Annotated in this window: 28 protein-coding genes and 1 other annotated feature; of the genes, 17 read left to right on the forward strand and 11 right to left on the reverse strand. The window is 54.8% G+C overall.

The window, feature by feature from the left end; translation table 11 throughout:
• Nucleotides 1–76 precede the first annotated feature (76 nt).
• Nucleotides 77–2,326 carry a catalase HPII gene (katE, locus tag KGP22_RS08755; protein ID WP_111965607.1) on the reverse strand — a complete coding sequence of 750 codons (2,250 nt, stop codon included), beginning with the start codon at nucleotides 2,324–2,326 and terminating at the stop codon, nucleotides 77–79.
• A gap of 203 nt (nucleotides 2,327–2,529) precedes the next feature.
• Between katE and cedA the strand changes: the two genes are divergently transcribed.
• Nucleotides 2,530–2,769, forward strand: coding sequence for a cell division activator CedA (gene cedA, locus KGP22_RS08760; RefSeq protein WP_024909438.1), 240 nt, complete (start codon nucleotides 2,530–2,532; stop codon nucleotides 2,767–2,769).
• A 49-nt stretch (nucleotides 2,770–2,818) separates the two neighbouring features.
• Here cedA and KGP22_RS08765 read toward each other — a convergent pair whose 3' ends face one another.
• The 3 genes from KGP22_RS08765 to hxpB all read right to left on the reverse strand — a co-directional run bounded on the left by KGP22_RS08765 (nucleotide 2,819) and on the right by hxpB (nucleotide 5,701).
• On the reverse strand, nucleotides 2,819–4,210 hold the full coding sequence (locus tag KGP22_RS08765; protein WP_111965608.1) for an L-cystine transporter: 1,392 nt from the start codon (nucleotides 4,208–4,210) through the stop codon (nucleotides 2,819–2,821).
• A 127-nt stretch (nucleotides 4,211–4,337) separates the two neighbouring features.
• Complete coding sequence (locus tag KGP22_RS08770; RefSeq protein WP_014883483.1) at nucleotides 4,338–4,928, reverse strand: metal-dependent hydrolase; 591 nt, start codon at nucleotides 4,926–4,928, stop codon at nucleotides 4,338–4,340.
• A gap of 101 nt (nucleotides 4,929–5,029) precedes the next feature.
• Entirely contained in the window at nucleotides 5,030–5,701 is a 672-nt protein-coding gene (gene hxpB / locus KGP22_RS08775) for a hexitol phosphatase HxpB (protein WP_223581927.1), read from the reverse strand.
• Nucleotides 5,702–5,849: 148 nt separating this feature from the next.
• Between hxpB and KGP22_RS08780 the strand changes: the two genes are divergently transcribed.
• Nucleotides 5,850–6,386, forward strand: a complete 537-nt coding sequence (locus KGP22_RS08780) for a YniB family protein (protein ID WP_023311291.1) — start codon at nucleotides 5,850–5,852, stop codon at nucleotides 6,384–6,386.
• A 36-nt stretch (nucleotides 6,387–6,422) separates the two neighbouring features.
• Here KGP22_RS08780 and KGP22_RS08785 read toward each other — a convergent pair whose 3' ends face one another.
• The 3 genes from KGP22_RS08785 to pfkB all read right to left on the reverse strand — a co-directional run bounded on the left by KGP22_RS08785 (nucleotide 6,423) and on the right by pfkB (nucleotide 8,718).
• Nucleotides 6,423–7,283, reverse strand: coding sequence for a fructosamine kinase family protein (locus tag KGP22_RS08785; RefSeq protein ID WP_024909435.1), 861 nt, complete (start codon nucleotides 7,281–7,283; stop codon nucleotides 6,423–6,425).
• Nucleotides 7,284–7,388: 105 nt separating this feature from the next.
• Nucleotides 7,389–7,679, reverse strand: coding sequence for a type V toxin-antitoxin system endoribonuclease antitoxin GhoS (ghoS, locus tag KGP22_RS08790; RefSeq protein ID WP_223581929.1), 291 nt, complete (start codon nucleotides 7,677–7,679; stop codon nucleotides 7,389–7,391).
• A 106-nt stretch (nucleotides 7,680–7,785) separates the two neighbouring features.
• A complete protein-coding gene (pfkB, locus tag KGP22_RS08795) occupies nucleotides 7,786–8,718 on the reverse strand; it encodes a 6-phosphofructokinase II (protein ID WP_127732767.1) in 933 nt (310 codons plus the stop codon).
• Between the two features lie 295 nt (nucleotides 8,719–9,013).
• Between pfkB and KGP22_RS08800 the strand changes: the two genes are divergently transcribed.
• Nucleotides 9,014–9,772 carry a YdiY family protein gene (locus tag KGP22_RS08800; RefSeq protein WP_111965612.1) on the forward strand — a complete coding sequence of 253 codons (759 nt, stop codon included), beginning with the start codon at nucleotides 9,014–9,016 and terminating at the stop codon, nucleotides 9,770–9,772.
• Between the two features lie 80 nt (nucleotides 9,773–9,852).
• Here the strand turns inward: KGP22_RS08800 and yniD are convergent, their stop codons facing one another.
• Both yniD and yncL read right to left on the reverse strand, forming a co-directional pair.
• Entirely contained in the window at nucleotides 9,853–9,960 is a 108-nt protein-coding gene (yniD, locus tag KGP22_RS08805; protein ID WP_008500658.1) for a small membrane protein YniD, read from the reverse strand.
• 98 nt (nucleotides 9,961–10,058) lie between these two features.
• Nucleotides 10,059–10,151, reverse strand: coding sequence for a stress response membrane protein YncL (yncL, locus tag KGP22_RS08810; RefSeq protein ID WP_021241082.1), 93 nt, complete (start codon nucleotides 10,149–10,151; stop codon nucleotides 10,059–10,061).
• A 322-nt stretch (nucleotides 10,152–10,473) separates the two neighbouring features.
• On the opposite strand from yncL, the gene thrS reads away from it, so the two are divergent.
• The 14 genes from thrS (at nucleotide 10,474) to selO (ending at nucleotide 23,112) form a co-directional block, all read left to right on the forward strand.
• Nucleotides 10,474–12,402 (forward strand): threonine--tRNA ligase, encoded by a 1,929-nt coding sequence (gene thrS / locus KGP22_RS08815; RefSeq protein ID WP_008500657.1) that lies wholly within the window; start codon nucleotides 10,474–10,476, stop codon nucleotides 12,400–12,402.
• A gap of 3 nt (nucleotides 12,403–12,405) precedes the next feature.
• Complete coding sequence (gene infC / locus KGP22_RS08820; protein WP_014069901.1) at nucleotides 12,406–12,948, forward strand: translation initiation factor IF-3; 543 nt, start codon at nucleotides 12,406–12,408, stop codon at nucleotides 12,946–12,948.
• Nucleotides 12,949–13,045: 97 nt separating this feature from the next.
• The gene (gene rpmI / locus KGP22_RS08825; protein ID WP_003030583.1) at nucleotides 13,046–13,243 is read left to right on the forward strand and encodes a 50S ribosomal protein L35; all 198 of its coding nucleotides are present in this window, start codon (nucleotides 13,046–13,048) and stop codon (nucleotides 13,241–13,243) included.
• Nucleotides 13,244–13,293: 50 nt separating this feature from the next.
• Nucleotides 13,294–13,650, forward strand: a complete 357-nt coding sequence (gene rplT / locus KGP22_RS08830) for a 50S ribosomal protein L20 (protein WP_000124850.1) — start codon at nucleotides 13,294–13,296, stop codon at nucleotides 13,648–13,650.
• A gap of 117 nt (nucleotides 13,651–13,767) precedes the next feature.
• Nucleotides 13,768–13,892: a sequence feature (Phe leader region), on the forward strand.
• The gene (gene pheM / locus KGP22_RS08835; RefSeq protein WP_001386830.1) at nucleotides 13,773–13,817 is read left to right on the forward strand and encodes a pheST operon leader peptide PheM; all 45 of its coding nucleotides are present in this window, start codon (nucleotides 13,773–13,775) and stop codon (nucleotides 13,815–13,817) included. It overlaps the preceding feature by 45 nt.
• A gap of 62 nt (nucleotides 13,893–13,954) precedes the next feature.
• Nucleotides 13,955–14,938 carry a phenylalanine--tRNA ligase subunit alpha gene (gene pheS / locus KGP22_RS08840; protein ID WP_020884406.1) on the forward strand — a complete coding sequence of 328 codons (984 nt, stop codon included), beginning with the start codon at nucleotides 13,955–13,957 and terminating at the stop codon, nucleotides 14,936–14,938.
• Between the two features lie 15 nt (nucleotides 14,939–14,953).
• Nucleotides 14,954–17,341 (forward strand): phenylalanine--tRNA ligase subunit beta, encoded by a 2,388-nt coding sequence (pheT, locus tag KGP22_RS08845; RefSeq protein ID WP_223581931.1) that lies wholly within the window; start codon nucleotides 14,954–14,956, stop codon nucleotides 17,339–17,341.
• A 4-nt stretch (nucleotides 17,342–17,345) separates the two neighbouring features.
• Complete coding sequence (ihfA, locus tag KGP22_RS08850) at nucleotides 17,346–17,645, forward strand: integration host factor subunit alpha (RefSeq protein ID WP_003857805.1); 300 nt, start codon at nucleotides 17,346–17,348, stop codon at nucleotides 17,643–17,645.
• A 103-nt stretch (nucleotides 17,646–17,748) separates the two neighbouring features.
• Nucleotides 17,749–18,729, forward strand: coding sequence for a vitamin B12 ABC transporter permease BtuC (btuC, locus tag KGP22_RS08855; RefSeq protein ID WP_111965766.1), 981 nt, complete (start codon nucleotides 17,749–17,751; stop codon nucleotides 18,727–18,729).
• 22 nt (nucleotides 18,730–18,751) lie between these two features.
• Nucleotides 18,752–19,303, forward strand: coding sequence for a glutathione peroxidase (locus tag KGP22_RS08860; RefSeq protein WP_111965614.1), 552 nt, complete (start codon nucleotides 18,752–18,754; stop codon nucleotides 19,301–19,303).
• Nucleotides 19,303–20,058 (forward strand): vitamin B12 ABC transporter ATP-binding protein BtuD, encoded by a 756-nt coding sequence (btuD, locus tag KGP22_RS08865; RefSeq protein WP_127730480.1) that lies wholly within the window; start codon nucleotides 19,303–19,305, stop codon nucleotides 20,056–20,058. The genes KGP22_RS08860 and btuD overlap by 1 nt, the downstream gene beginning before the upstream one ends.
• Nucleotides 20,059–20,132: 74 nt before the next feature.
• Nucleotides 20,133–20,597, forward strand: a complete 465-nt coding sequence (locus KGP22_RS08870) for an NlpC/P60 family protein (RefSeq protein WP_223581933.1) — start codon at nucleotides 20,133–20,135, stop codon at nucleotides 20,595–20,597.
• 294 nt (nucleotides 20,598–20,891) lie between these two features.
• Entirely contained in the window at nucleotides 20,892–21,608 is a 717-nt protein-coding gene (locus KGP22_RS08875) for an EAL domain-containing protein (protein WP_111965617.1), read from the forward strand.
• 61 nt (nucleotides 21,609–21,669) lie between these two features.
• Nucleotides 21,670–23,112 (forward strand): protein adenylyltransferase SelO, encoded by a 1,443-nt coding sequence (gene selO, locus KGP22_RS08880; protein WP_223581935.1) that lies wholly within the window; start codon nucleotides 21,670–21,672, stop codon nucleotides 23,110–23,112.
• 44 nt (nucleotides 23,113–23,156) lie between these two features.
• Here the strand turns inward: selO and KGP22_RS08885 are convergent, their stop codons facing one another.
• Both KGP22_RS08885 and KGP22_RS08890 read right to left on the reverse strand, forming a co-directional pair.
• Nucleotides 23,157–23,927, reverse strand: coding sequence for a 3-hydroxybutyrate dehydrogenase (locus KGP22_RS08885; RefSeq protein WP_136194717.1), 771 nt, complete (start codon nucleotides 23,925–23,927; stop codon nucleotides 23,157–23,159).
• A 10-nt stretch (nucleotides 23,928–23,937) separates the two neighbouring features.
• Nucleotides 23,938–25,329, reverse strand: coding sequence for a GntP family permease (locus KGP22_RS08890; protein WP_223581937.1), 1,392 nt, complete (start codon nucleotides 25,327–25,329; stop codon nucleotides 23,938–23,940).
• Between the last annotated feature and the right edge of the window lie 44 nt (nucleotides 25,330–25,373).

Raw genomic sequence — 25,373 nt, forward strand, 5'->3', positions numbered from 1 at the left:
GTGGCGGCTTTGCCTTACCGGGCCTACAAAACCAATCGAATGTAGGCCGGGTAAGCGCAAGCGCCACCCGGCTTTTTTACGCCGGTATCTGGTCAATCTTGCTGCTTCGCGACCAGACTCGGTGCGCGGCGAGCAAATCAAACAGCTTCGTCATAAAGGCATCGTCAACGTTATCTCCCTCGACAATGCCGTCCTCACCCTGATCGGCTACCTTCAGCTGCGCCTTAAACTGTCGCGCGTCGCCGGACAGCGCGATCGGCTTCAGGTGCTTATAGGCTTCCAGCAGATAATAGACGGCGTCGCCGTTGGTCAGCAGGCTGGCAATATCCCCGCCCGGCACAATTACCGCATCGACGGTCAGCGATGGCGCACCGGCAAAGGTCGCCGCGACCGGCAGCACAGAACCATCGTCGGCCGTCACTTCACCCATGCGGGAATAGAGCAGTTTGGCATGCACGCCCTGGGTTTTAAGCGCCTGCATAATTCCCAGCACGTCGCTGGCGCGGGTTTTGTCGTTCAGCAGAACGGCGACCACGCGGCCTTTAATCGAGCCGCCCGGCACCGCATACAGGCTCAGAGACGGATCTTTCTTCACCCCGTTAACCTCTTTCGGCGGGGCAAGATTGCGCTGCTCGTCGGTCAGCGTAATGCCCAGGTTATCCGCAACGCTCTGGGCTAGCTGAATATCAATATGCGCCAGCTGATCGACTACCCGCTCGCGGATGTAGGTGCGCACCACTTTACTCAGCTCAAAGCTGAAGCCGCCGATGATGTGCTGTTGCTCAATCGGCGTCTGGCTGTTCCAGAACAGGCGAGGGTGGGCGTAATATTCGCCGAACGAGGGGCTACGCTCGCGAATTTTGTTGCCATCGATACGCTCCTGGTACGATTCGAAGCCACCGCGTTTCGGCCCGGGAGGGGTTTCACGCGGCCAGTTATCGTTGATGGAGTTCGGCTCATAGTTAGCCGGATTGGTATCAATATCCTGACGGTGCATACCGTCGCGCTGGAAGTTGTGGTACGGGCATGTTGGGCGGTTAATCGGAATTTCGTGGAAGTTCGGCCCGCCAAGACGGCTGATCTGCGTATCGGTATAGGAGAACAGGCGACCCTGCAAAAGCGGATCGTTGGTGAAGTCCATTCCCGGCACGATATGCCCCGGGTGGAACGCGGCCTGCTCGTTTTCGGCAAAGAAGTTATCCGGGTTGCGGTTGAGCACCATTTTACCTACCAGCTGCACCGGTACCAGCTCTTCAGGGATCAGCTTCGTCGGGTCCAGAAGATCGAAATCGAACTTAAATTCGTCCTCTTCCGGAATGAGCTGCAGACCCAGCTCGTACTCCGGGAAGTCGCCCGCTTCAATGGACTCCCACAGCTCGCGGCGATGGAAGTCTGGATCGCGCCCGGTCAGCTTCTGCGCCTCGTCCCATACCAGCGAGGCTTTACCCGCCACCGGCTTCCAGTGGAAACGGACAAACGTGGCTTTCCCCTCGGCGTTGATCATCCGGAAGGTGTGGATGCCAAACCCTTCCATAGTGCGGTAGCTGCGGGGGATGCCTCGGTCTGACATCGCCCACATCACGTTGTGTAAGGTTTCAGGCTGCAGGGAGACATAGTCCCAGAAGGTGTCGTGCGCGCTTTGTCCCTGCGGTATGGCCCAGTGGGGCTCCGGTTTTACCGCATGGACAAAGTCAGGAAATTTATGCGCATCCTGAATGAAGAACACCGGGGTGTTGTTGCCGACCAGATCGAAAATCCCCTCTTCGGTATAAAATTTGGTGGCAAAGCCGCGGATATCCCGGACGGTATCTGCCGACCCCGCACCGCCCTGCACGGTGGAGAAACGCACAAACACCGGGGTGATTTTATCCGGGTCGGAGAGGAAATCCGCTTTAGTGATCGCTTTCAGACTCTTATAGGGCTGGAAGTAGCCGTGCGCAGCGGAACCGCGCGCGTGGACGATACGTTCCGGTATCCGCTCGTGGTCGAAGTGGGTAATTTTTTCCCGCAGGATAAAGTCTTCCAGCAGGGTAGGCCCGCGCGCGCCTGCGCGAAGGGAGTTCTGATCGTCAGCAATGCGTACGCCCTGATTGGTGGTGAGCGCAAAACCTTCGCCGCCTTTACGGTGTGGCTCAAGAGATTTCAGCTTCTCGTTTCCCGTATCCGGCGATTTCATGCTTCCCGGTGCGGTAGGCTGTTCTCCCGGCGCGGAAGGGCCAGGCGAGGGGCGGTGAGAGCCGTCAGCAGGGGCGAGAGAGTCCATACCCGGTTGAGATTCTTCAGTGCCATGAATCGGTGATTGATGTGTTTTATCTTTGTTCGACATTGCACGCTTCTCCTTTATCCATTGCTAAAAACCCTATTAAGGATAGAACAATGTCGCGACATGGTTCGCGAACTAAGAGTTTTCATATGACGTGATTAACGAAAGGAGCCCTCTCACCCACTCGGGGCGCGACGGAAGGCAGCAGGATCGGCTATCATAGAGTTTTCCTGCTTCAAGAATTTGCTTTAGTGAACCAGTCGCTTATGAAACCTCTTCGTCAACAAAACCGCCAGGTAATTAGCTATGTGCCCCGCGTTGAGCCCGCGCCGCCTGACCATGCCCTGAAAGTGGAGGGTTTTCGCGATGTCTGGCTGCTGCGGGGGAAATACGTGGCCTTTGTGCTGATCGGCGAACATTTCCGTCGCTCACCCACCTTTACGGTGCCGGAGTCAGCGCAGCGATGGGCGATGCAGATCCGCCAGGATGAAGAGGTTGAGGAATAACAGCCATAAAAAAACCGCCATCAGGCGGTTTTTTTATTTCAGACGGTGATTAACGGTGCGCCAGCTCGGCGTCGTCTTCACTTTCCAGAATCGTTTTGTCGGTCTGCTTCAGCCACTGGCTGGTCAGCGTGCCGGCGGTCATGGAGCCGCTCACGTTCAGCGCGGTACGACCCATGTCGATCAGCGGTTCAACGGAGATCAGCAGGGCGACCAGCGTCACGGGCAGACCCAGCGCAGGCAGCACAATCAGCGCGGCGAAGGTTGCGCCACCGCCAACACCCGCAACGCCTGCGGAGCTTACGGTAACAATCCCGACCAGCGTGGCGATCCAGACCGGATCAAGTGGGTTGATGCCGACTGTAGGAGCAACCATCACCGCCAGCATCGCCGGGTAAAGACCCGCACATCCGTTCTGACCAATGGTAGCACCAAAGGAGGCAGAGAAGCTGGCGATGGATTCAGGCACGCCCAGACGACGGGTCTGCGCTTCCACGTTCAGCGGGATAGACGCGGCGCTGGAGCGGCTGGTGAAGGCAAAGGTCAGTACCGGCCAGACTTTACGGAAGTACTTCAGCGGGCTGACGCCGTTCACGCCCAGCAGGATGCCGTGCACCACGAACATAATGCCCAGGCCCAGATAAGAGGCGACAACGAAGCTGCCCAGCTTAATGATGTCCTGCAGGTTAGAGCCGGCAACCACTTTGGTCATCAGCGCCAGCACGCCGTAGGGGGTGAGCTGCATGACCAGACGAACCAGCTTCATCACCCAGCTTTGCAGGGTGTCAATCGCGGTCAGCACGCGTTCGCCTTTTGGCGCGTCGTCTTTCAGCAGCTTCAGCGCCGCTACGCCCAGGAACGCGGCGAAAATAACCACGCTGATGATCGAGGTTGGGCTCGCACCGGTCAGGTCTGCAAACGGGTTCTTCGGAATGAAGGAGAGCACCATCTGCGGCACGGTCAGGTCAGCCACTTTTCCAACGTAGTTGGTCTGAATCGCGGTCAGACGCGCCGTTTCAGCGGTACCCTGAACCAGACCTTCTGCGGTCAGGCCAAACAGGTTAGTGACCAGCACACCCACCAGCGCGGCAATCAGCGTGGTGAACAGCAGCGTACCAATGGTCAGGAAGCTGATTTTTCCCAACTGGGTCGCGTTATGCAGGCGGGCAACGGCGCTCAGAATAGAGGCGAACACCAGCGGCATAACGATCATCTGCAGCAGCTGGACATAGCCGTTACCGACGATGTTGAACCACTGAATGGAATCTTTAAGAACTGGATTATCGGAGCCATAAATTGCCTGTAATGCCAGACCAAATACGACACCCATGGCCAGACCAACCAGCACCTTTTTCGCCAGGCTCCACTGTTTGTGGCGCGCCTGCGCGAGAAGCAACAGCAATACAGCGAACACAACGACGTTCGCGATGAGTGGAAAATTCATCCCCGTTCTCCTGATTTATTATCGGGTCGGTTTTTACCGATCCTGTTGGCGGAAGGTTAGCAGAAGTGTGATGTAGCGCTTATATCCAAATGGAATTGGTTATGACAAATGGGATAATTTTGTTGGTTTACTGTTCAATCTGGTGATGAATAAAGCGATTGAACTGAAATTGCAGCGAATTAATCATCTGGGATGACCAGCGGACTGCACTGTTTTCGGGCAACGTTTGCGGCATCCAGACGGCGTAAGCAAACAGCGCCATGCACAATACCCGCTCAAGCTGGTTACCTTTTTGCGGCGCCAGGATGGGAAAACGGAAACGCCAGCGGCAGGGCCAAAGTAGCGGCACGCCCGCAGGCGTCAGCATATCGGCAAGGATATGGCTTAAATAGCCCAGCACCATCCCCTGAATGGCATCAGCGGGGACTATCCAGCTTTCAGGCACTTTTAAATAGAAAAGCGTCAGCAGGCCAAACACGGCCAGCAGGCTGTGCGTAAACCCCCGGTGGCCGAACGCGCGGGCGATGGGTTTAGATACCCACTTCAGGCGCTGTCCGAGGAAGGACTTGGGGTGGTCGATGTCGGGCAGCAGACAGGTCAATACGGCGGAAGGAACAATATGCCACCAGTCCCCCTGTGCCAGCACGGGGGTGAGCTCAGCGTTTTTGGCAAATACCGCGCACGCGATTGAAAAAAGCAGGTGGCCTTCCGCCGTCATGATAAAACCCACAAAACTGTCAATTCATACAGTATAGGGTTTTTATACAGTAGGCGGAAGAGGTGACGGTGTAACTGTTTGTCACAAACCGGAGGAGGGCGTTAACCGCCCTGCAGATGATGCGCCGTGAGTTCTGCCAGTGAATTTAGCTTCACATCGGCGAGGGCAAACCGGGGATCGTGGCGGCCTTCTTCCGCAGGCACCACAATGGAGCGCATCCGCGCGGCTTTAGAGGCGACCATGCCGTTAACGGAGTCTTCCAGCGCAACGCAGTTGAGGGGATCCAGGCCGAGCTTAGCGGCGCAGTCCAGATAGACCTGCGGGTGCGGCTTGCTGTAAGGCAATTTTTCAGCGGACGCCAGCGCGTCGAAACTGTCGCGCAGTTCAAACATGACGAGCACTTTTTCCAGCATATGCAGCGGTGAAGCCGAGGCCAGTCCGACCTTCAGCCCCTGGGCTTTACACAGCGCGACGGCCTCACGTACGCCGGGCAGCAGTGGTCTATTCTCTTCCACCAGCGAAATGGCGCGGCTGATAATGCGCGCGGTCACTTCATCACGACTTGGACCCACCCACGGCTGTTGGGCAAACCACAGGTCAACCACCATGTCGATGCGCAGGCCCAGCGTATCGGGTAGTTCATTACGGCGGCTGATATCCACACCCAGGCTGGCCATAACGTCCAGTTCGGCGCGATCCCACAGCGGTTCGGAATCGATCAGTAATCCATCCATGTCAAAAATTGCGGCAAGAATTTGGCGCGGTGTCGACATCACAACGTCTCCTTATCCAGGGTGTACGACAGACGATAAGTGCTAAGCACAATCTGCAATTTAGCATATTGCTTTTAAAGAGCGGGCGAAATTGATGACCAGCAGGTAGACTTAGGCACAAATAACGCGTCTTTATGAAGAGGAACTGATGACGTATCAACAAGCTGGACGCATTGCGGTCTTAAAACGTATTGCAGGCTGGGTGATTTTTATTCCTGCCGTCATTTCTACGCTGATTTCTGTACTCAAATTTATGTACGACCACAGCGAAAAACAGCCGGGTATCAATGCGGTAATGCTTGATTTTGCGCATGTTATGATTGAGATGATGCGTTTCAATACGCCATTTTTGAATGTCTTCTGGTTCAACTCACCCACCCCGGATTTTCATCAACAGCTGAATATCGGCTTTTGGGTGATATACGCCCTGATCTTTGTCGCGCTGGCACTGCAGGCCTCTGGGGCGCGAATGAGCCGTCAGACGCGCTTTTTACGTGAAGGCGTTGAGGATCAGTTGATTCTGGAGCAGGCTAAAGGCCCGGAAGGCATGAGTCGGGAGCAGATTGAATCCCGCATTGTTGTGCCGCGTCACACCATTTTCCTGCAAATTTTCCCGCTCTATATTCTTCCCGTGATTATCATTGTGGCGGGATATTTCTTCTTCTCACTGCTCGGTTTTCTGTAAGCGACACGGGTGGCTGCATAGCCACCCGTTCGCGTCTCAGGCGGCAAGCATACGCTCAAGTGCCCGCTGCGCGTTAACAAGGTGTTCTCCGCCAAAAAGAATGGCTCGGTTCATCAGGGTATAAAGCTGATACACCGGCTGGCGGTCGAGGAAACCGGGCGGCAGGGGGGAAACAGACTGGTATCCGTCATATATTTGCGGCGGCTGCTCCGGATGAAGCGGCAGCATGGCAAGATCGCACTCTCTGTCACCCCAGTAGCAGGCCGGGTCGAAGATGTAGGGGCCGTTTGGACCCAGCGCGCAGTTATCGGACCATAAGTCGCCGTGAAGCAGAGACGCCTGAGGCTGGTGGGAGGCCAGACGCTGCTGAACATGCTCGACGATGGCATCAATATTGCCAAATTCCAGCCCTTTCTCGGCGGCAAGCTCAAGCTGCCAGCCAATGCGCTGCTCGGCAAAAAAAGTCGACCAGCGACGCTGCCAGGCATTGGGTTGTGGCGTGGTGGAGAGGTCGTTGTCAAAATCGAGCCCAAACTGCGGCTGGTCGCTCCACTGATGGAGGCGCGCTAGCTGCTGGCCAAGAATGAATGCATTATGCGCATCCAGAGGACGGGCGGGGAGGTACTCCATCACCAGGAAACTGTAATCGCGGTCGCTACCTACGGCCAGAACCTGTGGGACCGTCACCGTTTTACTGCGCGACAACAGCTCCAGCTGATCGGCTTCGGCGGTAAATATCGGAAGCAGCTCTCGTTCATCGCATTTAACGAAAAGATCGCGCCCTGCGTAGCGTAAATGCCACGCGGCGTGGATCTCACCGCCTGGCAGTTCGTTACGCAGTTCAATTTCACCTTCACCCAGCTGCTCACGTAAAAGATGACTGATAGCCTGCCACATGTTCACTCTCCCATGTTGTCTGCCAGATCATAAAGTTAGCGCATAATTGCGGTAAAAAAATACGAACTAACGCACACCTGAGCGGTTTAAATTCATGCAGCGCACTTATTGTTCTTTTTTTCGCCAGTTTTCCCATGTATCCACGTTAATTTCGCTAGGCTTGTCGGTCACGCTCTCCACCAGACTGGCGGCCAGCGCTTGAACCTCTTCCTGACTAAGGGCGCCGATCAGACCAAATGTCAGGGTGCCTAAATCATGAATATTGCCCTCGTCATCCGTCAGCGTGAGGAGAAAATTAGCCCGGGTAAACGCATTGTTGAGCTCATTCAGCTCGGTCAGCGATGCCTCATGAAGGTTGATGGACACGACGTAGCGTGTGATGTCACCACTGCTCATAATTCACCTCATTGTTATCATGGAAGTTTTCTTAGCATAGTCGATAGTTTGCGTTTGGCGACTCGGTGATGACATTCCCCTCCGTAAAGACGAAGGGGAACAGGCGTTAATTTCGGGACAGGTAATCGACGATTTTTTGCGTATCGGCAAGTGAACAGAGACGTGTGCCCTGGTTGATGGTGGCGGCGCTACCCGCCGCTACGCCGTAGCGTGTCATTTCGAGCAGAGACGCGCCCTGCGCCAGTTTGAGCGTCATCGCGCCCACCATGCTGTCACCCGCGCCAACCGTGCTCTGACTCTTCATCGGCGGCGGAACAACCTGAACGGATGACGATTCATCAACTGCAAGCGCCCCCTGAGGGCCAAGGGAAACCACCACGCGCCGCGCTTTGCCGCTGCGCACCAGCTCCTGCGCGGCGGTGCGAACATCGTCAGGCTGCGTCAGTTCGCGGTTGACCAGCGCGCTTAACTCTTTCTGGTTGGGTTTGACCAGTTCAAGATTGCCCGGCACCAGTGCCGCCTGCAGGGCCTCACCGCTGCTGTCAACGATGCAGCGGATACCGCGTTGCTGTGCAGCCTGAATCAGCGCCGTCAATTTTTCCGTGCTGACGCCAGGCGGCAGGCTGCCGCTTACCACCAGCAGCGCGCCGCTTTCTATCGTCAGCACTTTCTCTTCAAGCTGACGAAACTCGTCATCGGTAAGTTTCGCGCCCGGCATGACAAAACGGTACTGTTCGCCGCTGGATCCCACGTGGACATGCAGGTTTTGCCGCGTCCAGTCTTTCGCCTCGACGGTGTCTACGGCCACCTGTTCATCGGCCAGCAGAGAGACCAGGTGTTCACCGGTAGCACCACCTGCGGGAAAAATGGCCGTGGCTTTGCCGCCGAGATGGGTAATGGCGCGTGCCACGTTGATCCCGCCGCCGCCAGGCTCAAAGACCGGGGCGCTACAGCGCAATTTACCTTCCGGGTAAATCTGCGGCGTCAGGGTGGCGGAATCAAGGGAAGGGGAGAGCGTCAGGGTGTAGATAGAAACCATCATTACCTCCTTTTAGCATGGGTTCCTTTTAGTCTGGCACCATTTGTCAGGAAGGCAATGTAAATAACAGTATGATTTTAAATATGAATACTGAATAAAAGTCAGGCCGGAGATATATAAAATAAAACGCTTTTTGAGATCGTTCTTATTCAAAAAATGAAATAAGAAAACATTGCTATGTTATTTGCGGCTTTTTATAATTTGTTACCTTTCTCTGGACGCCTTGTCATTGATCCTCAAGAAAGATTCCGGGACCGTGTGGTCTCTTTTTTTGTTGTACGGACTCCTTAATAAAATGAAGCTTTTAAAGACAGTGCCCGCTGCACTGATGCTGGCGGGTGGCGTGTTTGCGGCTATGAACGCGACCGCCGATGATTCCGTTTTTACTGTCATGGACGATCCATCCACCGCGAAAAAACCGTTTGAAGGTAACCTGAATGCTGGGTACCTGGCACAATCCGGTAACACGAAAAGCTCTTCTCTGACGGCGGACAGTACGCTCACATGGTACGGTAATACTACCGCCTGGTCTCTGTGGGGTAATGCCAGCAACACTTCCGCTAACGACGAACGCTCTTCCGAGAAATATGCGGTAGGCGGACGTAGCCGTTACAACATGACCGACTATGACTATCTGTTTGGTCAGGGGAGCTGGTTAACTGACCGTTACAACGGTTATCGCCAGCGCGATGTCTTCACCGCCGGTTATGGTCGTCAGTTCCTGAACGGACCGGTGCACAGCTTCCGTTTTGAATTCGGTCCGGGTGTGCGTTATGACGAATACACCAATGGCGATACCAAAACTCAACCGCTCGGTTACGCTTCCGGTACCTATGCCTGGCAGATGACTGACAACACCAAATTTACCCAGGGTGTTTCTGTATTTGGTGCCGACGATACGACGTTGAACTCTGAGACGGCGCTTAACGTGGCTATCAACGAACACTTTGGTCTGAAACTCGCCTACAACGTGACCTGGAACTCTTCACCACCAGAATCTGCGCCGGATCATACCGACCGCAGAACCACGGTTTCACTGGGTTATAGAATGTAATAAAAGCGGGCCGATGATGATGTCGGCCCGTTTATTGTCTGTGACTTTTTGATGTCCCTTCTGATGACCTGCATTCGCCCCTAGCCCCAAATCATTGCCGCCCAACGGAGTAGCAGCATTGCGCCGCAGATGGCAATCAACACCAGCACCATTTTCCAGTGTTTTACGGCAAATCGTTTTGTTGGCATAACCTAATCCTTGTTCGTTAATATCCACAGTCTACCAAACAGGGCCGAAATATGCCCCTTTTCAGGATCGATTGGGTTATGCCAGCGAAGGGTCTGGCTCAGAACCAGTGGAATCGTTCGGCGAGAATCAACAATAAACCTGTGGCGGAAAGGATGTTCAATATCACAACCGTTCTACTGGATACGTTCATGGTATGCACCTTTGGGTTTAAGGACCTGTTCAAGAGTAGCCCAGCATCATCGAAATGCGAGCGCAGGGGAGAAGCAACCTGCAAATTCGTGCGAAAGTGTCAGCCCATCAATCTGGCCGCAGAGGGTGCAATCTCCTTTCTGTTAGTGTTAACATTACGTCGCTTGCCGTAAATCCGAATTAATCTGAATTCGGCAGGTGAATGATGACGAACCAATTTGACGATTGTTGGTCAGATGGTGTCGTAATCTATTGTCAAATCACGATTATTTTCTTTGTATATGCTCTTATGTGTGGGGCATCACTGCAAATAAGGATATAAAATGCCTGTAATTACTCTTCCTGATGGCAGCCAACGCCATTTCGACCGTGCTGTTAGCCCAATGGATGTTGCCCTGGACATTGGTCCTGGTCTCGCGAAAGCGACTATTGCTGGCCGTGTTAACGGTGAGCTGGTGGATGCCTCCGACCTGATTGAAAACGATGCGACGCTTGCCATCATCACCGCGAAAGACGAAGAAGGTCTGGAGATCATTCGTCACTCCTGCGCGCACCTGTTAGGTCATGCCATCAAGCAGCTGTGGCCGAACACCAAAATGGCGATCGGTCCGGTTATCGACAATGGTTTCTACTACGACGTTGACCTTGACCATACTCTGACTCAGGAAGATATCGACGCGCTCGAAAAACGTATGCACGAGCTCGCCGAAACGAACTATGACGTCATCAAGAAGAAAGTCAGCTGGCACGAAGCGCGTGAAACCTTCGTGAAGCGCGGCGAGAGCTATAAAGTCTCTATTCTTGACGAAAATATTTCCCATGATGACAAGCCTGGCTTGTACCATCACGAAGAATACGTCGACATGTGCCGTGGACCGCACGTGCCGAACATGCGCTTCTGTCATCACTTTAAGCTGATGAAGATCGCCGGCGCCTACTGGCGTGGCGACAGCAACAACAAGATGTTGCAGCGTATCTATGGTACCGCGTGGGCCGATAAAAAAGCCCTGAACGCGTACCTGCTGCGTCTGGAAGAGGCGGCGAAGCGTGACCATCGTAAAATCGGCAAGCAGCTTGACCTGTACCACATGCAGGAAGAAGCGCCGGGTATGGTGTTCTGGCATAACGATGGCTGGACCATTTTCCGTGAGCTGGAAACGTTCGTACGCTCCAAGCTGAAAGAGTACCAGTATCAGGAAGTAAAAGGCCCGTTCATGATGGACCGTGTGCTGTGGGAAAAAACCGGCCACTGGGACAACTACAAAGATGCGATGTTCACCACCTCGTCTGAGAACCGTGAATACTGCATCAAGCCAATGAACTGCCCGGGTCACGTTCAGATCTTTAACCAGGGTCTAAAATCCTACCGCGACCTGCCGCTGCGTATGGCGGAGTTCGGTAGCTGCCACCGTAACGAACCATCAGGTGCGCTGCACGGCCTGATGCGTGTGCGTGGCTTTACTCAGGATGATGCGCATATCTTCTGTACTGAAGATCAGGTCCGTGACGAAGTTAACGCCTGTATTCGTATGGTCTACGATATGTACAGCACCTTTGGCTTCGAGAAGATCGTGGTCAAACTCTCAACGCGTCCGGAAAAACGTATCGGCAGCGATGAGACCTGGGATCGCGCAGAAGCGGATCTCGCCGTGGCGCTGGAAGAGAACGGCATTCCGTTCGAATACCAGCTGGGTGAGGGCGCATTCTACGGTCCGAAAATTGAATTTACCCTGTATGACTGCCTCGATCGCGCATGGCAGTGCGGTACTGTACAGCTGGACTTCTCCCTGCCGCAGCGTTTAAGCGCCTCTTATGTTGGCGAAGACAACGAACGTCAGGTACCAGTAATGATTCACCGTGCTATTCTCGGTTCTCTGGAGCGCTTCATCGGCATCCTGACCGAAGAGTTCGCTGGCTTCTTCCCAACCTGGCTTGCGCCAGTGCAGGTCGTGGTGATGAACATTACCGATTCTCAGGCGGATTACGTTAAAGAATTGACGCAGAAACTACAAAATGCGGGCATTCGCGTAAAAGCAGACTTGAGAAATGAGAAGATTGGCTTTAAAATCCGCGAGCACACTTTACGTCGTGTCCCGTATATGTTGGTCTGTGGTGATAAAGAGGTGGAAGCAGGCAAAGTTGCCGTTCGCACCCGCCGTGGTAAAGACCTGGGCAGCCTGGACGTAAGTGAAGTGATTGAGAAGCTGCAACAAGAGATTCGCAGCCGCAGTCTTCAACAACTGGAGGAATAAGGTATTAAAGGCGGAAAACGAGTTCAAACGGCACGTCCGAATCGTATCAATGGCGAGATTCGCGCCCAGGAAGTTCGCTTAACAGATCTTGAAGGTGAACCACTGGGGATTGTGAGTCTGAGAGAAGCGATCGAAAAAGCTGAAGAAGCTGGAGTAGATTTAGTTGAAATCAGCCCTAACGCCGAACCGCCAGTTTGTCGTATCATGGACTACGGCAAGTTCCTTTATGAAAAGAGTAAGTCTTCTAAGGAACAGAAGAAGAAGCAAAAAGTTATCCAGGTTAAGGAAATCAAATTCCGTCCTGGTACCGACGATGGCGATTATCAGGTAAAACTCCGCAGCCTGATTCGCTTTCTGGAAGATGGCGATAAGGCCAAGATCACACTGCGTTTCCGTGGTCGTGAGATGGCCCACCAACAGATTGGTATGGAAGTGCTTAACCGCGTCCGTGACGATCTGAGTGAACTGGCAGTAGTCGAATCCTTCCCTACGAAGATCGAAGGCCGCCAGATGATCATGGTGCTCGCTCCTAAGAAGAAACAGTAAGGCCTTCAAGCAGCAAAATCTGTGGAGCCTTCGGGTTTCATAGGTTTTGTTCGCCTATGTTTCGTTTATTTAACAATGCGAAGTGGAAGTTATTAAGATGCCAAAAATTAAGACCGTACGCGGTGCTGCTAAGCGCTTCAAAAAAACCGGTGGTGGTGGATTTAAGCGTAAGCACGCAAACCTGCGTCATATTCTGACCAAAAAATCTACTAAGCGTAAACGTCACCTGCGTCCAAAAGGCCTCGTTTCTAAAGGCGATCTGGGTCTGGTTATCGCGTGCCTGCCGTACGCATAAGCCGTTAACGTTTAATTTTTTACTAAGAATATAGATACAGGAGAGCACATATGGCTCGCGTAAAACGTGGTGTAATTGCACGTGCACGTCACAAGAAAATTTTGAAACAAGCTAAAGGCTACTACGGTGCGCGTTCACGCGTTTACCGCGTTGCCTTCCAGGCTGTTATCAAAGCAGGTCAGTACGCTTACCGTGACCGTCGTCAGCGTAAGCGTCAGTTCCGTCAACTGTGGATTGCGCGTATCAACGCAGCAGCACGTCAGAACGGTATTTCTTACAGCAAATTCATCAACGGCCTGAAAAAAGCCTCTGTTGAAATCGACCGTAAGATCCTGGCTGACATCGCAGTATTCGACAAAGTAGCGTTCACCGCTCTGGTCGAAAAAGCGAAAGCAGCACTGGCATAAGCCAGTTGAGAGAGGGGGCCTGGCTCCCTCTTTTCATATAACCCTGTAAGAAGATTGACATTTACCCGTGCAGGCTTTTCAATAAGGTCTTAACGGTTTTTACCAGACAAGGTAACGCAAGCATGAATGCTGCTATTTTCCGCTTCTTCTTTTACTTTAGCACCTGATTTCAGGAGGCTAGCGCGTGAAAGATGAAACGAAAAACAGCGCCAGATAAGCCTCCCGATGGAGGCTTTTTTTGTGCCTGAATTTGAGAGAATAACTCCACCAAATCGGTGTCTGCACCGACATAATGAGGAAAATCATGTCACATCTCGCAGAGCTGGTTGCCAGTGCAACAGCCGCCATTAATCAGGCCTCAGATGTTGCCGCGTTAGACAATGTCCGCGTCGAATATCTTGGGAAGAAAGGGCACCTGACCCTTCAGATGACAACCCTGCGTGAGCTGCCGCCAGAAGAACGTCCGGCAGCGGGAGCGGTGATTAACGAAGCCAAGGAGCAGGTACAGCAGGCGCTTAACGCACGTAAAGCCGAGCTGGAAAGCGCTGTGCTGAATGCGCGTCTGGCCGCAGAGACGATCGACGTCTCTCTGCCGGGTCGCCGCATCGAGAACGGCGGTCTGCACCCGGTTACCCGCACCATCGATCGCATTGAAAGTTTCTTCGGTGAGCTCGGCTTTACCGTGGCGACTGGCCCGGAAATCGAAGATGATTACCATAACTTCGACGCCCTGAACATTCCTGGCCATCATCCGGCACGCGCTGACCACGACACTTTCTGGTTCGACGCAACGCGTCTGCTGCGTACTCAGACCTCCGGCGTTCAGATCCGTACCATGAAGGAGCAAGAGCCACCAATCCGTATTATCGCGCCGGGCCGCGTCTATCGTAACGACTACGATCAGACCCACACCCCAATGTTCCACCAGATGGAAGGCCTGATTGTTGATAAAAACATCAGCTTCACCAACCTGAAGGGCACGCTGCACGATTTTCTGAACAACTTCTTTGAGGAAGATCTGCAGGTTCGTTTCCGTCCGTCCTACTTCCCGTTCACCGAACCGTCTGCGGAAGTTGACGTGATGGGCAAAAACGGCAAGTGGCTGGAAGTGCTGGGCTGCGGCATGGTGCATCCAAACGTGCTGCGCAACGTAGGTATCGATCCGGAAGTCTACTCCGGCTTTGCCTTCGGTATGGGCATGGAGCGTCTGACCATGCTGCGCTACGGTGTGACCGATTTACGGGCATTCTTCGAAAACGATCTGCGTTTCCTCAAACAGTTTAAATAAGGGCAGGACAGAACAATGAAATTCAGTGAACTGTGGTTACGCGAGTGGGTGAACACCACGCTGGACAGCGACGCGCTTTCTAACCAGATCACCATGGCGGGTCTGGAAGTAGACGGCGTTGAGCCGGTTTCCGGTGCCTTCAACGGCGTGGTCGTCGGCGAAGTGGTAGAGTGCGGCCAGCACCCTAACGCTGACAAACTGCGCGTGACAAAAGTGAACGTGGGCGGTGACCGTCTGCTGGATATCGTCTGCGGTGCGCCAAACTGCCGTCAGGGCCTGAAGGTGGCCGTGGCGACCGTCGGGGCGGTACTGCCGGGCGATTTCAAAATTAAAGCGGCTAAGCTGCGCGGCGAGCCGTCTGAAGGCATGCTGTGCTCCTTCTCCGAGCTGGGTATTTCCGACGATCACAACGGCATCATCGAGCTGCCGCTGGATGCGCCAATCGGCACCGATATCCGTGAATACCTGAAGCTTGACGACAACACTATTGAAATCAGCGTCACGCCAAACCGTGCCGACTGCTTAGGTATCATCGGCGTGGCGCGCGACGTGGCCGTGCTGAACCAGACCGAACTGAACGCGCCGGAGATCGCGCCGGTTGAAGCGACCATCAGTGACGTGCTGCCTATTCAGGTTGACGCTGCGGATGCCTGCCCGCGCTACCTCGGTCGCGTGGTGAAAGGCATCAACGTGAAAGCGCCAACTCCGCTGTGGATGAAAGAGAAGCTGCGCCGCTGCGGTATTCGCTCTATCGACGCCGTGGTCGACGTGACCAACTACGTCCTGCTGGAGCTGGGCCAGCCAATGCACGCGTTCGATAAAGATCGTATCGACGGCGGCATCGTTGTGCGCATGGCGAAAGAGGGCGAAACCCTGGTTCTGCTGGACGGCAGCGAAGCGAAACTGAACGCCGACACTTTGGTGATTGCTGACCACAGCAAGGCGCTGGCAATGGGCGGTATTTTCGGAGGCGAGCATTCGGGCGTCAACGACGAGACGCAAAACGTGCTGCTGGAATGTGCGTTCTTCAGCCCGCTCTCCATCACCGGTCGCGCACGCCGTCACGGCCTGCATACCGATGCCTCTCACCGCTACGAGCGCGGTGTTGACCCGGCGCTGCAGTATAAAGCGATGGAACGTGCGACCCGCCTGCTGATCGACATCTGCGGCGGTGAAGCGGGCCCGGTCATCGACGTCACCAACGAGGCGACGCTGCCGAAGCGTGCGACCATCACCCTGCGCCGCAGCAAGCTGGATCGTCTGATTGGTCACCACGTTGCCGATGCGCAGGTGACCGATATCCTGAAGCGTCTGGGCTGTGAAGTAACCGAAGGCCAGGACGAATGGAAAGCCGTTGCGCCGTCATGGCGTTTCGACATGGAAATTGAAGAAGATCTGGTGGAAGAAGTGGCCCGTGTTTATGGCTACAACAACATCCCTGACGAGCCTGTGCAGGCAGGTCTGGTGATGGGCACCCACCGTGAAGCCGACCTGTCCCTGAAGCGTGTGAAAACCATGCTGAACGACAAAGGCTACCAGGAAGTGATCACCTACAGCTTTGTTGATCCAAAACTGCAGCAACTGATCCATCCGGGCAAGGAAGCGCTGATCCTGCCAAGCCCAATCTCCAGCGAAATGTCCGCGATGCGTCTGTCCCTGTGGGCGGGCCTGCTGGGTACTATCGTTTATAACCAGAATCGTCAGCAAAACCGCGTGCGCATTTTCGAAAGCGGTTTGCGCTTTGTACCGGATAATCAGGCAAATTTAGGCATCCGTCAGGATCTCATGCTGGCCGGCGCCATCAGCGGTAACCGCTATGAAGAGCACTGGGACCTGGCAAAAGGGACGGTTGATTTCTACGATATGAAGGGCGATCTGGAAGCGATTCTGGATCTGACCGGTAAATTATCTGAAATTGAATTCCGCGCAGAAGCCATCCCGGCCCTGCATCCGGGCCAGAGCGCTGCCATCTATTTAGACGGCAAACGCGTTGGTTTTATTGGGGTTGTTCACCCTGAGCTGGAGCGTAAACTGGATCTGAACGGCCGTACCATCGTGTTCGAGCTGGAATGGAACCCGGTGGCTGACCGCGTGATTCCTCAGGCTCAGGACGTCTCCCGCTTCCCGGCAAACCGCCGTGATATCGCGGTTGTGGTCGCGGAAAATGTGCCTGCAGCAGATATTTTGGCCGAATGTAAGAAAGTTGGCGTAAATCAGGTAGTTGGCGTAAACTTATTTGACGTGTACCGCGGCAAGGGCGTAGCAGAAGGTTTCAAGAGCCTCGCTATTAGCCTTATCCTTCAGGATACCAGCCGTACACTCGAAGAAGAGGAGATTGCCGCTACCGTCGCCAAATGTGTAGAGGCATTAAAAGAGCGATTCCAGGCATCATTGAGGGATTGAACCTATGGCGCTTACAAAAGCTGAAATGTCAGAATATCTGTTTGATAAGCTTGGGCTTAGCAAACGGGATGCCAAAGAGCTGGTAGAGCTGTTTTTCGAAGAGATCCGTCGTGCTCTGGAAAATGGTGAGCAGGTAAAACTCTCCGGTTTTGGCAATTTTGATTTGCGAGACAAAAACCAACGTCCGGGCCGCAACCCGAAGACGGGGGAAGATATTCCCATTACAGCCCGCCGCGTGGTGACCTTCAGACCCGGCCAGAAGTTAAAAAGCCGTGTCGAAAACGCAACGCCTAAAGCAGAGTAATATGAACTAACTAAAAAGGCCGCCCATGCGGCCTTTTTTCTTTGCGCTCTTCGGCAAACCCGCCGTAAAATCAATTACATCTCACGCTACTAAAACCGTACACATGCTTGATTATGCCCATCACCAGCACCGTTCCGATCGGCGTCACCTGCTTTTGCTGGTGCTGCTGCTCATTGCCTCCGCGGGCGTGAGCCTCTGCGCGGGCGACAGATGGATTGGGCCTGAAAGCTGGTGGGGGCCTGACGGGCAGCTCTTCGTCTGGCAAATTCGCCTGCCGCGCACCGTCGCGGTGGTTCTGGTCGGTGCCGCGCTGGCGCTATGCGGCACCATAATGCAGGCGTTGTTTGATAACCCTCTGGCGGAGCCGGGGCTGCTCGGCGTGTCGAACGGAGCGGGCGTAGGCCTGATTGCGGCGGTAATGCTGGGAGGAGGAGAACTCTCGGGATGGCGTATTAGCCTGAGCGCTATTCTCGGTGCACTGCTGATCACAGCGATACTTCTTCGTTTCGCCAGACGGCACTTATCGACCAGCCGTCTGCTGCTTGCCGGCGTGGCGCTGGGGATCATCTGTAGCGCGTTGATGACCTGGGCGGTCTACTTCTCAACATCCTTTGACCTGCGACAGCTCATGTACTGGATGATGGGCGGTTTTGGCGGCGTTGACTGGCACCAGGGCTGGCTGATGGCGCTGCTGGTACCGGTCATCGTGTGGGCTGCCCTGCAGGCGCAGCCGCTGAATATGCTCGCGCTAGGTGAAACCTCTGCCCGCCAGCTCGGTATGCCGATTGGATTCTGGCGCAATGTGCTGGTAATAGCCATTGGCTGGCTGGTCGGCGTCAGCGTGGCTCTGGCGGGCGCGATCGGTTTTATCGGGCTGGTGATCCCGCACATGCTGCGTCTGTGTGGCCTCACGGACCACAGAACCCTGCTTCCGGCCTCGGCGGTTGCCGGGGCCGTTACGCTGCTGGTGGCCGACGTCATCGCCCGGCTTGCCCTGACGGCCGCAGAGCTGCCCATTGGTGTGGTGACCGCCACGCTGGGCGCGCCGGTATTTATCTGGCTACTATTAAAAGCTGGACGTTAAATCGACAACCTGAGGAAATGCTATGCAGTCAGATATCCTGAATACTGAAGTGACCACCATTGATGGCGATAAAACCACGCTGGAACGCTACAAAGGCAACGTGCTGCTTATCGTCAACGTGGCATCCAAATGTGGCCTGACGCCGCAGTACGAGCAGCTGGAAAATATTCAGAAGGCCTGGGAGAAAGACGGTTTTACCGTGCTGGGATTCCCGTGCAACCAGTTCCTGGGCCAGGAGCCGGGCAGCGAAGAAGAGATTAAAACCTTCTGCAGCACCACCTATGGCGTGACGTTCCCGATGTTCAGCAAAATCGATGTCAATGGGGAAGACCGCCATCCGCTGTATGCGAAGCTGATCGCTGCCGCGCCGAAGGCCGTTGCGCCTGAAGGAAGCGGTTTTTATGAACGCATGGCCAGCAAAGGACGCGCGCCGCTTTACCCGGACGATATCCTGTGGAATTTTGAAAAATTCCTGATTGGTCGCGATGGCCAGGTCGTTCAGCGTTTTTCGCCCGATATGACCCCAGAAGATCCGATCGTCATGGAATCGATCAAGCTGGCGCTGGCGAAATAATGTCTTTGCTGATGCAGCTCATGGACGTTGCCGAGAGGGGACGTCTTGAGCCGATGACCGGCGCCGTCAATGCGGGAGAAATCCTGCATCTTGTCGGGCCGAACGGCGCAGGAAAGAGCACGCTGCTGGCACGGATGGCAGGCATGACTGACGGAGAAGGGCAGATAACGCTGCTTGAGCATACGCTCGCCGACTGGTCACCGGTCTCGCTGGCGCATCGGCGCAGTTACCTCGTGCAGCAGCAGGTGCCGCCCTTTGCGATGCCGGTCTGGCATTATCTGATGCTGCATTTGCACGACAAACAACATACAGCACTGCTGACTGACGTGGCCGCGGCCCTCGGGCTGGAAGATAAACTATCCCGGCACGCCAGCCAGCTTTCCGGCGGAGAGTGGCAGCGGGTGCGACTGGCGGCTGTCATCCTTCAGATCCACCCGGCAGGCAATCCTCACGGGCGGATGCTGCTTCTCGATGAACCCATGAGCGGTCTGGATGTGGCGCAGCAGGCAGCACTGGATACGCTTTTAAGCGCCCTGAGCCGACAAGGCATCGCCGTGGTGATGAGCAGTCATGACCTCAACCACACGCTGCGTCATGCCCACCGGGTGTGGCTACTGTCGCAGGGAAAGATGGTCGCCAGCGGTACTCGGGATCAGGTGCTTACGCCGCCCCATCTTGCCCGCGCATACAACATGTCGTTCCGAAGGCTGGATATAGAGGGACATAAGATGCTGATTTCTACCGGGCAAACGTAACCGTTTCTTGCCTCTTAGCACAATTGCACGCTAAATTACGAAAAGAACAAAAAGAGCAGAGGATTCGTCTGAAAATGCGATTCTGGTTTATCCTGATGGCCGCACTCTTTCTTGCGGGATGCAGTAGCCATCGTGCGCCGCCGCCTAACCCACGGCTTTCAGATTCGATCACCGTCATTGCCAGCCTCAACGACCAGCTGAGCAACTGGCGCGGTACGCCTTATCGCTACGGTGGCATGAGCCGCGGCGGCGTAGATTGCTCCGGCTTCGTTCTGATGACGTTTCGCGACAAGTTTGATTTACAGCTTCCTCGCGAAACGCGCAAGCAGGCCGAAATTGGTACTGAAATTGATAAAGACGATCTACTGCCCGGGGACCTGGTTTTCTTCAAAATCGGCTCGGGTGAAAGTGGTCTGCACGTGGGCATTTATGATACAGACAATCAGTTCATTCACGCCTCGACCAGCCGCGGCGTGATGCGTTCTTCTCTTGATAATGTTTACTGGCGTAAAAATTTCTGGCAGGCACGACGTATATAGTCTTTGTCAGAAACTTCTCTTATGGCGGCATGGTAACTAATAAATCATGCCGTTTTTTCTCAAATAAGATGCTTAAAGTTAAATTTATCTAAAATTATCGAATCCTGCATGTGTCTGTTTTATCTAAAACTGGCTATTATTTTGCAACCAGGATAAAATTATTTTAGATTCAGGGATAAATCTGAAAATAAATACGGAACTAATGAAATTATTCTTATTAAAATCACGACAGTGGAATTGTGTCGGCAATTGCTCCAGGATGTCCTCTCTCATCTTTAATGCGGAGCGAGTGCAATGATTATTACGCTAGATAATGCTTACCAGTCTGAACTGCTGCTTCTGCCCGCCCGTAATAGCGCAGGGGAGCTTAAAGGTTTAGAGGTTCTGGTTAACTTTACTGGCGTCGGCAGCGATGTGAGGATCCCCACTGAACTCGTTATCCCTCGGCTTTCAGCAGCTGAAGAGTTAGTGCTTTTTAACGAAAAACTGCAATTGCTTGATACCTGTAAACTGTTTTTTATTCAGCATCAGTTAATTGCATGGATCAATATTACACCTGCAATAGTTGAATTTTTATTAAGTAATGGAAACGCTGTTTCAATTCTTGAGCGTTATCCGTTTCTTGAGTTTACTGTTAATGAGAATTATCCAGGTTTAAATAACGGCAAGGACGATCTGCAGCTGGCGAGAATGGCAATCCATTTCCCGTTGGTGCTGGCAAACTTTGGCGCAGGCGCCGCCTCGCTCAAAGCTGTCTATGATGGATTATTTAAACGGGTAATCCTCGATAAAGGATTCATTCAGCAGCGCGCACCGGAGCTCTCTTTTGAGCCTTTTATGCGCGCCATCCTCTGGCAAATCACACCGCATTGCCAGTCAGTGATCGTCTCGGGCATTGACGATCACAGCCTGTTGCAACGCGTGTTGTCCTTCAATTTTGGCGCCATGCAGGGCGCACTTTGGCCAGCCGTCTCTGCCGAGCACGTTACAACGCTGGTTCAGCAGCGATAACCCTTGCTTTCGCCCGTGTTTAAGTCCGGGTAAACCCTCTACACTAAAAGCAGGAGGACCTATGACCCTGTCTTTTACTGCTCAATGGCATGATGAGTTGCCCGGCTTTTACACCGCACTCAAACCAACACCGTTACAAAATTCACGCCTTATCTGGCATAACGATTTGCTGGCAGAAGAACTGGCCATTCCGCCTGAGCTGTTTCAGCGTTCAGAGGGCGCTGGCGTCTGGGGAGGTGAAACGTTACTCGCCGGAATGCAACCACTGGCGCAGGTTTATAGCGGACATCAGTTTGGCGTCTGGGCGGGTCAACTGGGCGACGGCAGGGGGATCCTGCTCGGTGAACAACGGCTTCCCAACGGAGAGACGGTTGACTGGCACCTGAAAGGCGCGGGCCTGACGCCCTATTCGCGAATGGGCGACGGGCGTGCGGTTCTGCGTTCAACGATCCGCGAATGCCTGGGCTCCGAAGCGATGCATGCCCTGGGGATCCCCACCACCCGCGCGCTGTCGATCGTTACCAGCGATACGCCGGTTGTGCGCGAAACCGTGGAAAAGGGCGCAATGCTGATGCGTATCGCGCAAAGCCATCTGCGCTTCGGTCATTTTGAGCACTTTTACTATCGTCGCGAGCCGGAAAAGGTGCGCCAGCTGGCAGACTTTGCCATTCGCCACCACTGGGCGCATCTGATGGACGAGGCGGATAAATACGTTCTCTGGTTCAGGGATGTGGTGGCCCGTACCGCAACCCTGATTGCCCGCTGGCAAACGGTAGGCTTTGCCCATGGCGTTATGAATACGGACAACATGTCGCTTCTCGGGTTGACCTTCGACTACGGCCCGTTTGGTTTCCTGGACGATTATCAGCCGGGGTATATCTGCAACCACTCCGACTATCAGGGGCGCTACAGTTTTGACAATCAGCCCGCGGTGGGCCTGTGGAACCTGCAGCGGCTTGCGCAAACCCTGTCGCCGTTTATCGACGTTGATGCCCTAAATGATGCGCTCGACAGCTATCAGGACATATTACTGCGGGAATATGGCACGCTGATGCGCAACAAGCTGGGGCTGGTGACGCAGGAGAGGGGCGATAACGACATCCTCAATGGCCTGTTTGCCCTGATGGCGCGCGAGGGCAGCGATTACACGCGCACCTTCCGGATGCTGGGGCAGACGGAGCAGCACAGCGCCGCCTCCCCGCTGCGCGATGAGTTTATTGACAGACAGGCGTTTGACGACTGGTTTGCATCGTACCGCGCGCGGCTGCAGCAGGAACAGGTAGATGATGCGACTCGCCAGACGCAGATGAACGCCACGAACCCGGCGATGGTGTTGCGCAACTGGCTGGCGCAGCGGGCGATTGAGCAGGCGGAGCAGGGCGAGTACGACGAGTTACACCGTCTGCACGTGGCGCTGCGCACGCCGTTTGCCGACCGGGATGATGATTACGTCAGCCGCCCGCCTGACTGGGGCAAGCGGCTGGAGGTCAGTTGCTCAAGCTAGAGATTTTTTGCCGGGAGGCGGCTTTGCCTTACCCGGCCTGAACATCACTGCGCGACCCAGCCGCCATCCATATTCCACGCGGCGCCGCGAACGTTAACGGCGCTGTCGCTGCACAAAAACAGCGCCAGTTCGCCCAGCTGCTCCGGGGTAACAAACTCGCCCGAAGGCTGTTTCTCCGCCAGAAGCTGTTCCCGAGCCTGCTCCGGCGGAATGCCGTCGGCGATACGCTTGTCGATTTGCTGTTGCACCAGCGGCGTCAGTACCCAGCCGGGACAGATCGTATTGGCGGTAATGCCGGTGCGCGCGGTTTCCAGCGCCAGCGATTTCGTAAAGCCCACTACGCCATGCTTGGCAGCCACGTAGGCCGACTTCTCTTTTGACGCGACCAGCCCGTGAACGGAGGCGATATTAATGATGCGCCCCCAGTTTTTCTCGCGCATGGCAGGGAGCGCCAGCCGGCTGGTGTGAAACACCGACGAGAGGTTAATGGCGATAATGTCGTTCCATTTCTCTACCGGAAACGCGTCAACCGGCGCCACGTGCTGTATGCCCGCGTTGTTGACAAGAATGTCCACGCCGCCAAACTGCGATTCGGCATAGCGCATCATGGCTTCAATTTGCAGCACGTCACGCAGGTCCGCATCGTGATAGCCCGGCTTTTTGCCCAGGTGCGCAATAGCTTCTCTTGCTGAGTCGCTATCGCCGAAACCGTTGAGGATAAGCTGCGCCCCGGCCTTCGCCAGTACGCGGGCGATCCCAAGGCCAATGCCGCTGGTCGAGCCGGTGACCAGGGCGGTTTTACCGTTCAGATTCATCTTTCTCTCCTTACACAATGCCGGTCAGATAAAACACGGCAATGACAAAAAGCACTGCCAGACTTTTAATGATAGTGATAGCGAAAATGCCGCCGTAGGCCTGGCGATGGCTCAGGCCTGTAATAGCCAGCAGGGTAATCACCGCGCCGTTATGGGGAAGGGTATCCATCCCCCCGCTCGCCATTGAAGCCACGCGGTGCAACACCTCTAGCGGGATATTGGCGGCATGGGCGGCGGCAATAAACGTGTCGGACATAGCGGCGAGTGCAATACTCATCCCGCCGGACGCCGAGCCGGTGATCCCCGCGAGAACGGTCACGCTGATGGCTTCATTCAGCAGCGGATTCGGAATAGCCGCCAGCGCGTGGGATAACACCAGAAAACCGGGCAGGGCGGCGATAACCGCGCCGAAACCATACTCCGAGGCGGTATTCATCGCCGCCAGAATGGCGCCGCTCACCGCCGTCCGGCTGCCTTCCGCCAGGCGCCCCTGAATATTGCGAAAGCCAAAAATCAGCACCAGCAAAATACCGGCGATCAGCGCCACTTCCACGGCCCAGATGGCGGTGATCTTGCCCACCTCGGTCACAATCGGTTTCGCCAGACCGGGCAGGGTCAGCTCGTGGGTCGTGCCGTACCAGACGGGGATCCAGCGGGTAAACAGCAGGTTCAGTATGCCCACCACCAGCAGCGGGGAGATAGCAATAAGCGGGTGAGGAAGGTTAATGTTGTCCGGCGTCTCGGGCTCATTTTTCAGATCCGTGCCGTAACCTTCTTTGTTATTGAACGCCTTACGACGCTGGCGCTCCAGCCAGAGCAGGCCAAAGACGATAATAAACAGAGAGCCGATAAGCCCCAGCCACGGTGCGGCCCAGGCGTTGGTACCAAAGAAGCTTGTGGGGATGATGTTCTGGATCTGCGGCGTACCGGGCAGGGCATCCATGGTAAACGAGAAGGCCCCGAGCGCCACGGTGGCCGGGATCAGCCGTTTAGGGATGCCGCTCTGGCGGAACAGTTCGGCGGCAAACGGATAAACCGCAAATGCCACCACGAACAGCGACACGCCGCCGTAGGTTAACAGCGCGCACACCAGAACAATCACCGGGATGGCGTGGCGACGGCCCAGGATCTGAATCGCGGCGGCGACGATGGAGCGCGAGAAGCCGGAAAGCTCAATCAGTTTGCCAAACACCGCCCCCAGCAGGAACACCGGGAAGTAGAGCTTGACGAAGCCCACCATCTTTTCCATGAACAGGCCGGTAAAGGTCGGGCCGACGGCGCCCGGGTCGGTCAGCAGTACGGCACCGAGCGCCGCAATTGGCGCAAACAAAATCACGCTATATCCGCGATAGGCCGCCAGCATCAGCAGCCCCAGCGCCGCCAGGGCAATTAACACGCTCATTACGACTCCTCACTTTAATTATTATTCGGGTACCAACGAGATGC

Origin of the sequence: Enterobacter sp. JBIWA005 (assembly GCF_019968805.1) — a bacterium.
GTDB lineage: Bacteria > Pseudomonadota > Gammaproteobacteria > Enterobacterales > Enterobacteriaceae > Enterobacter > Enterobacter vonholyi.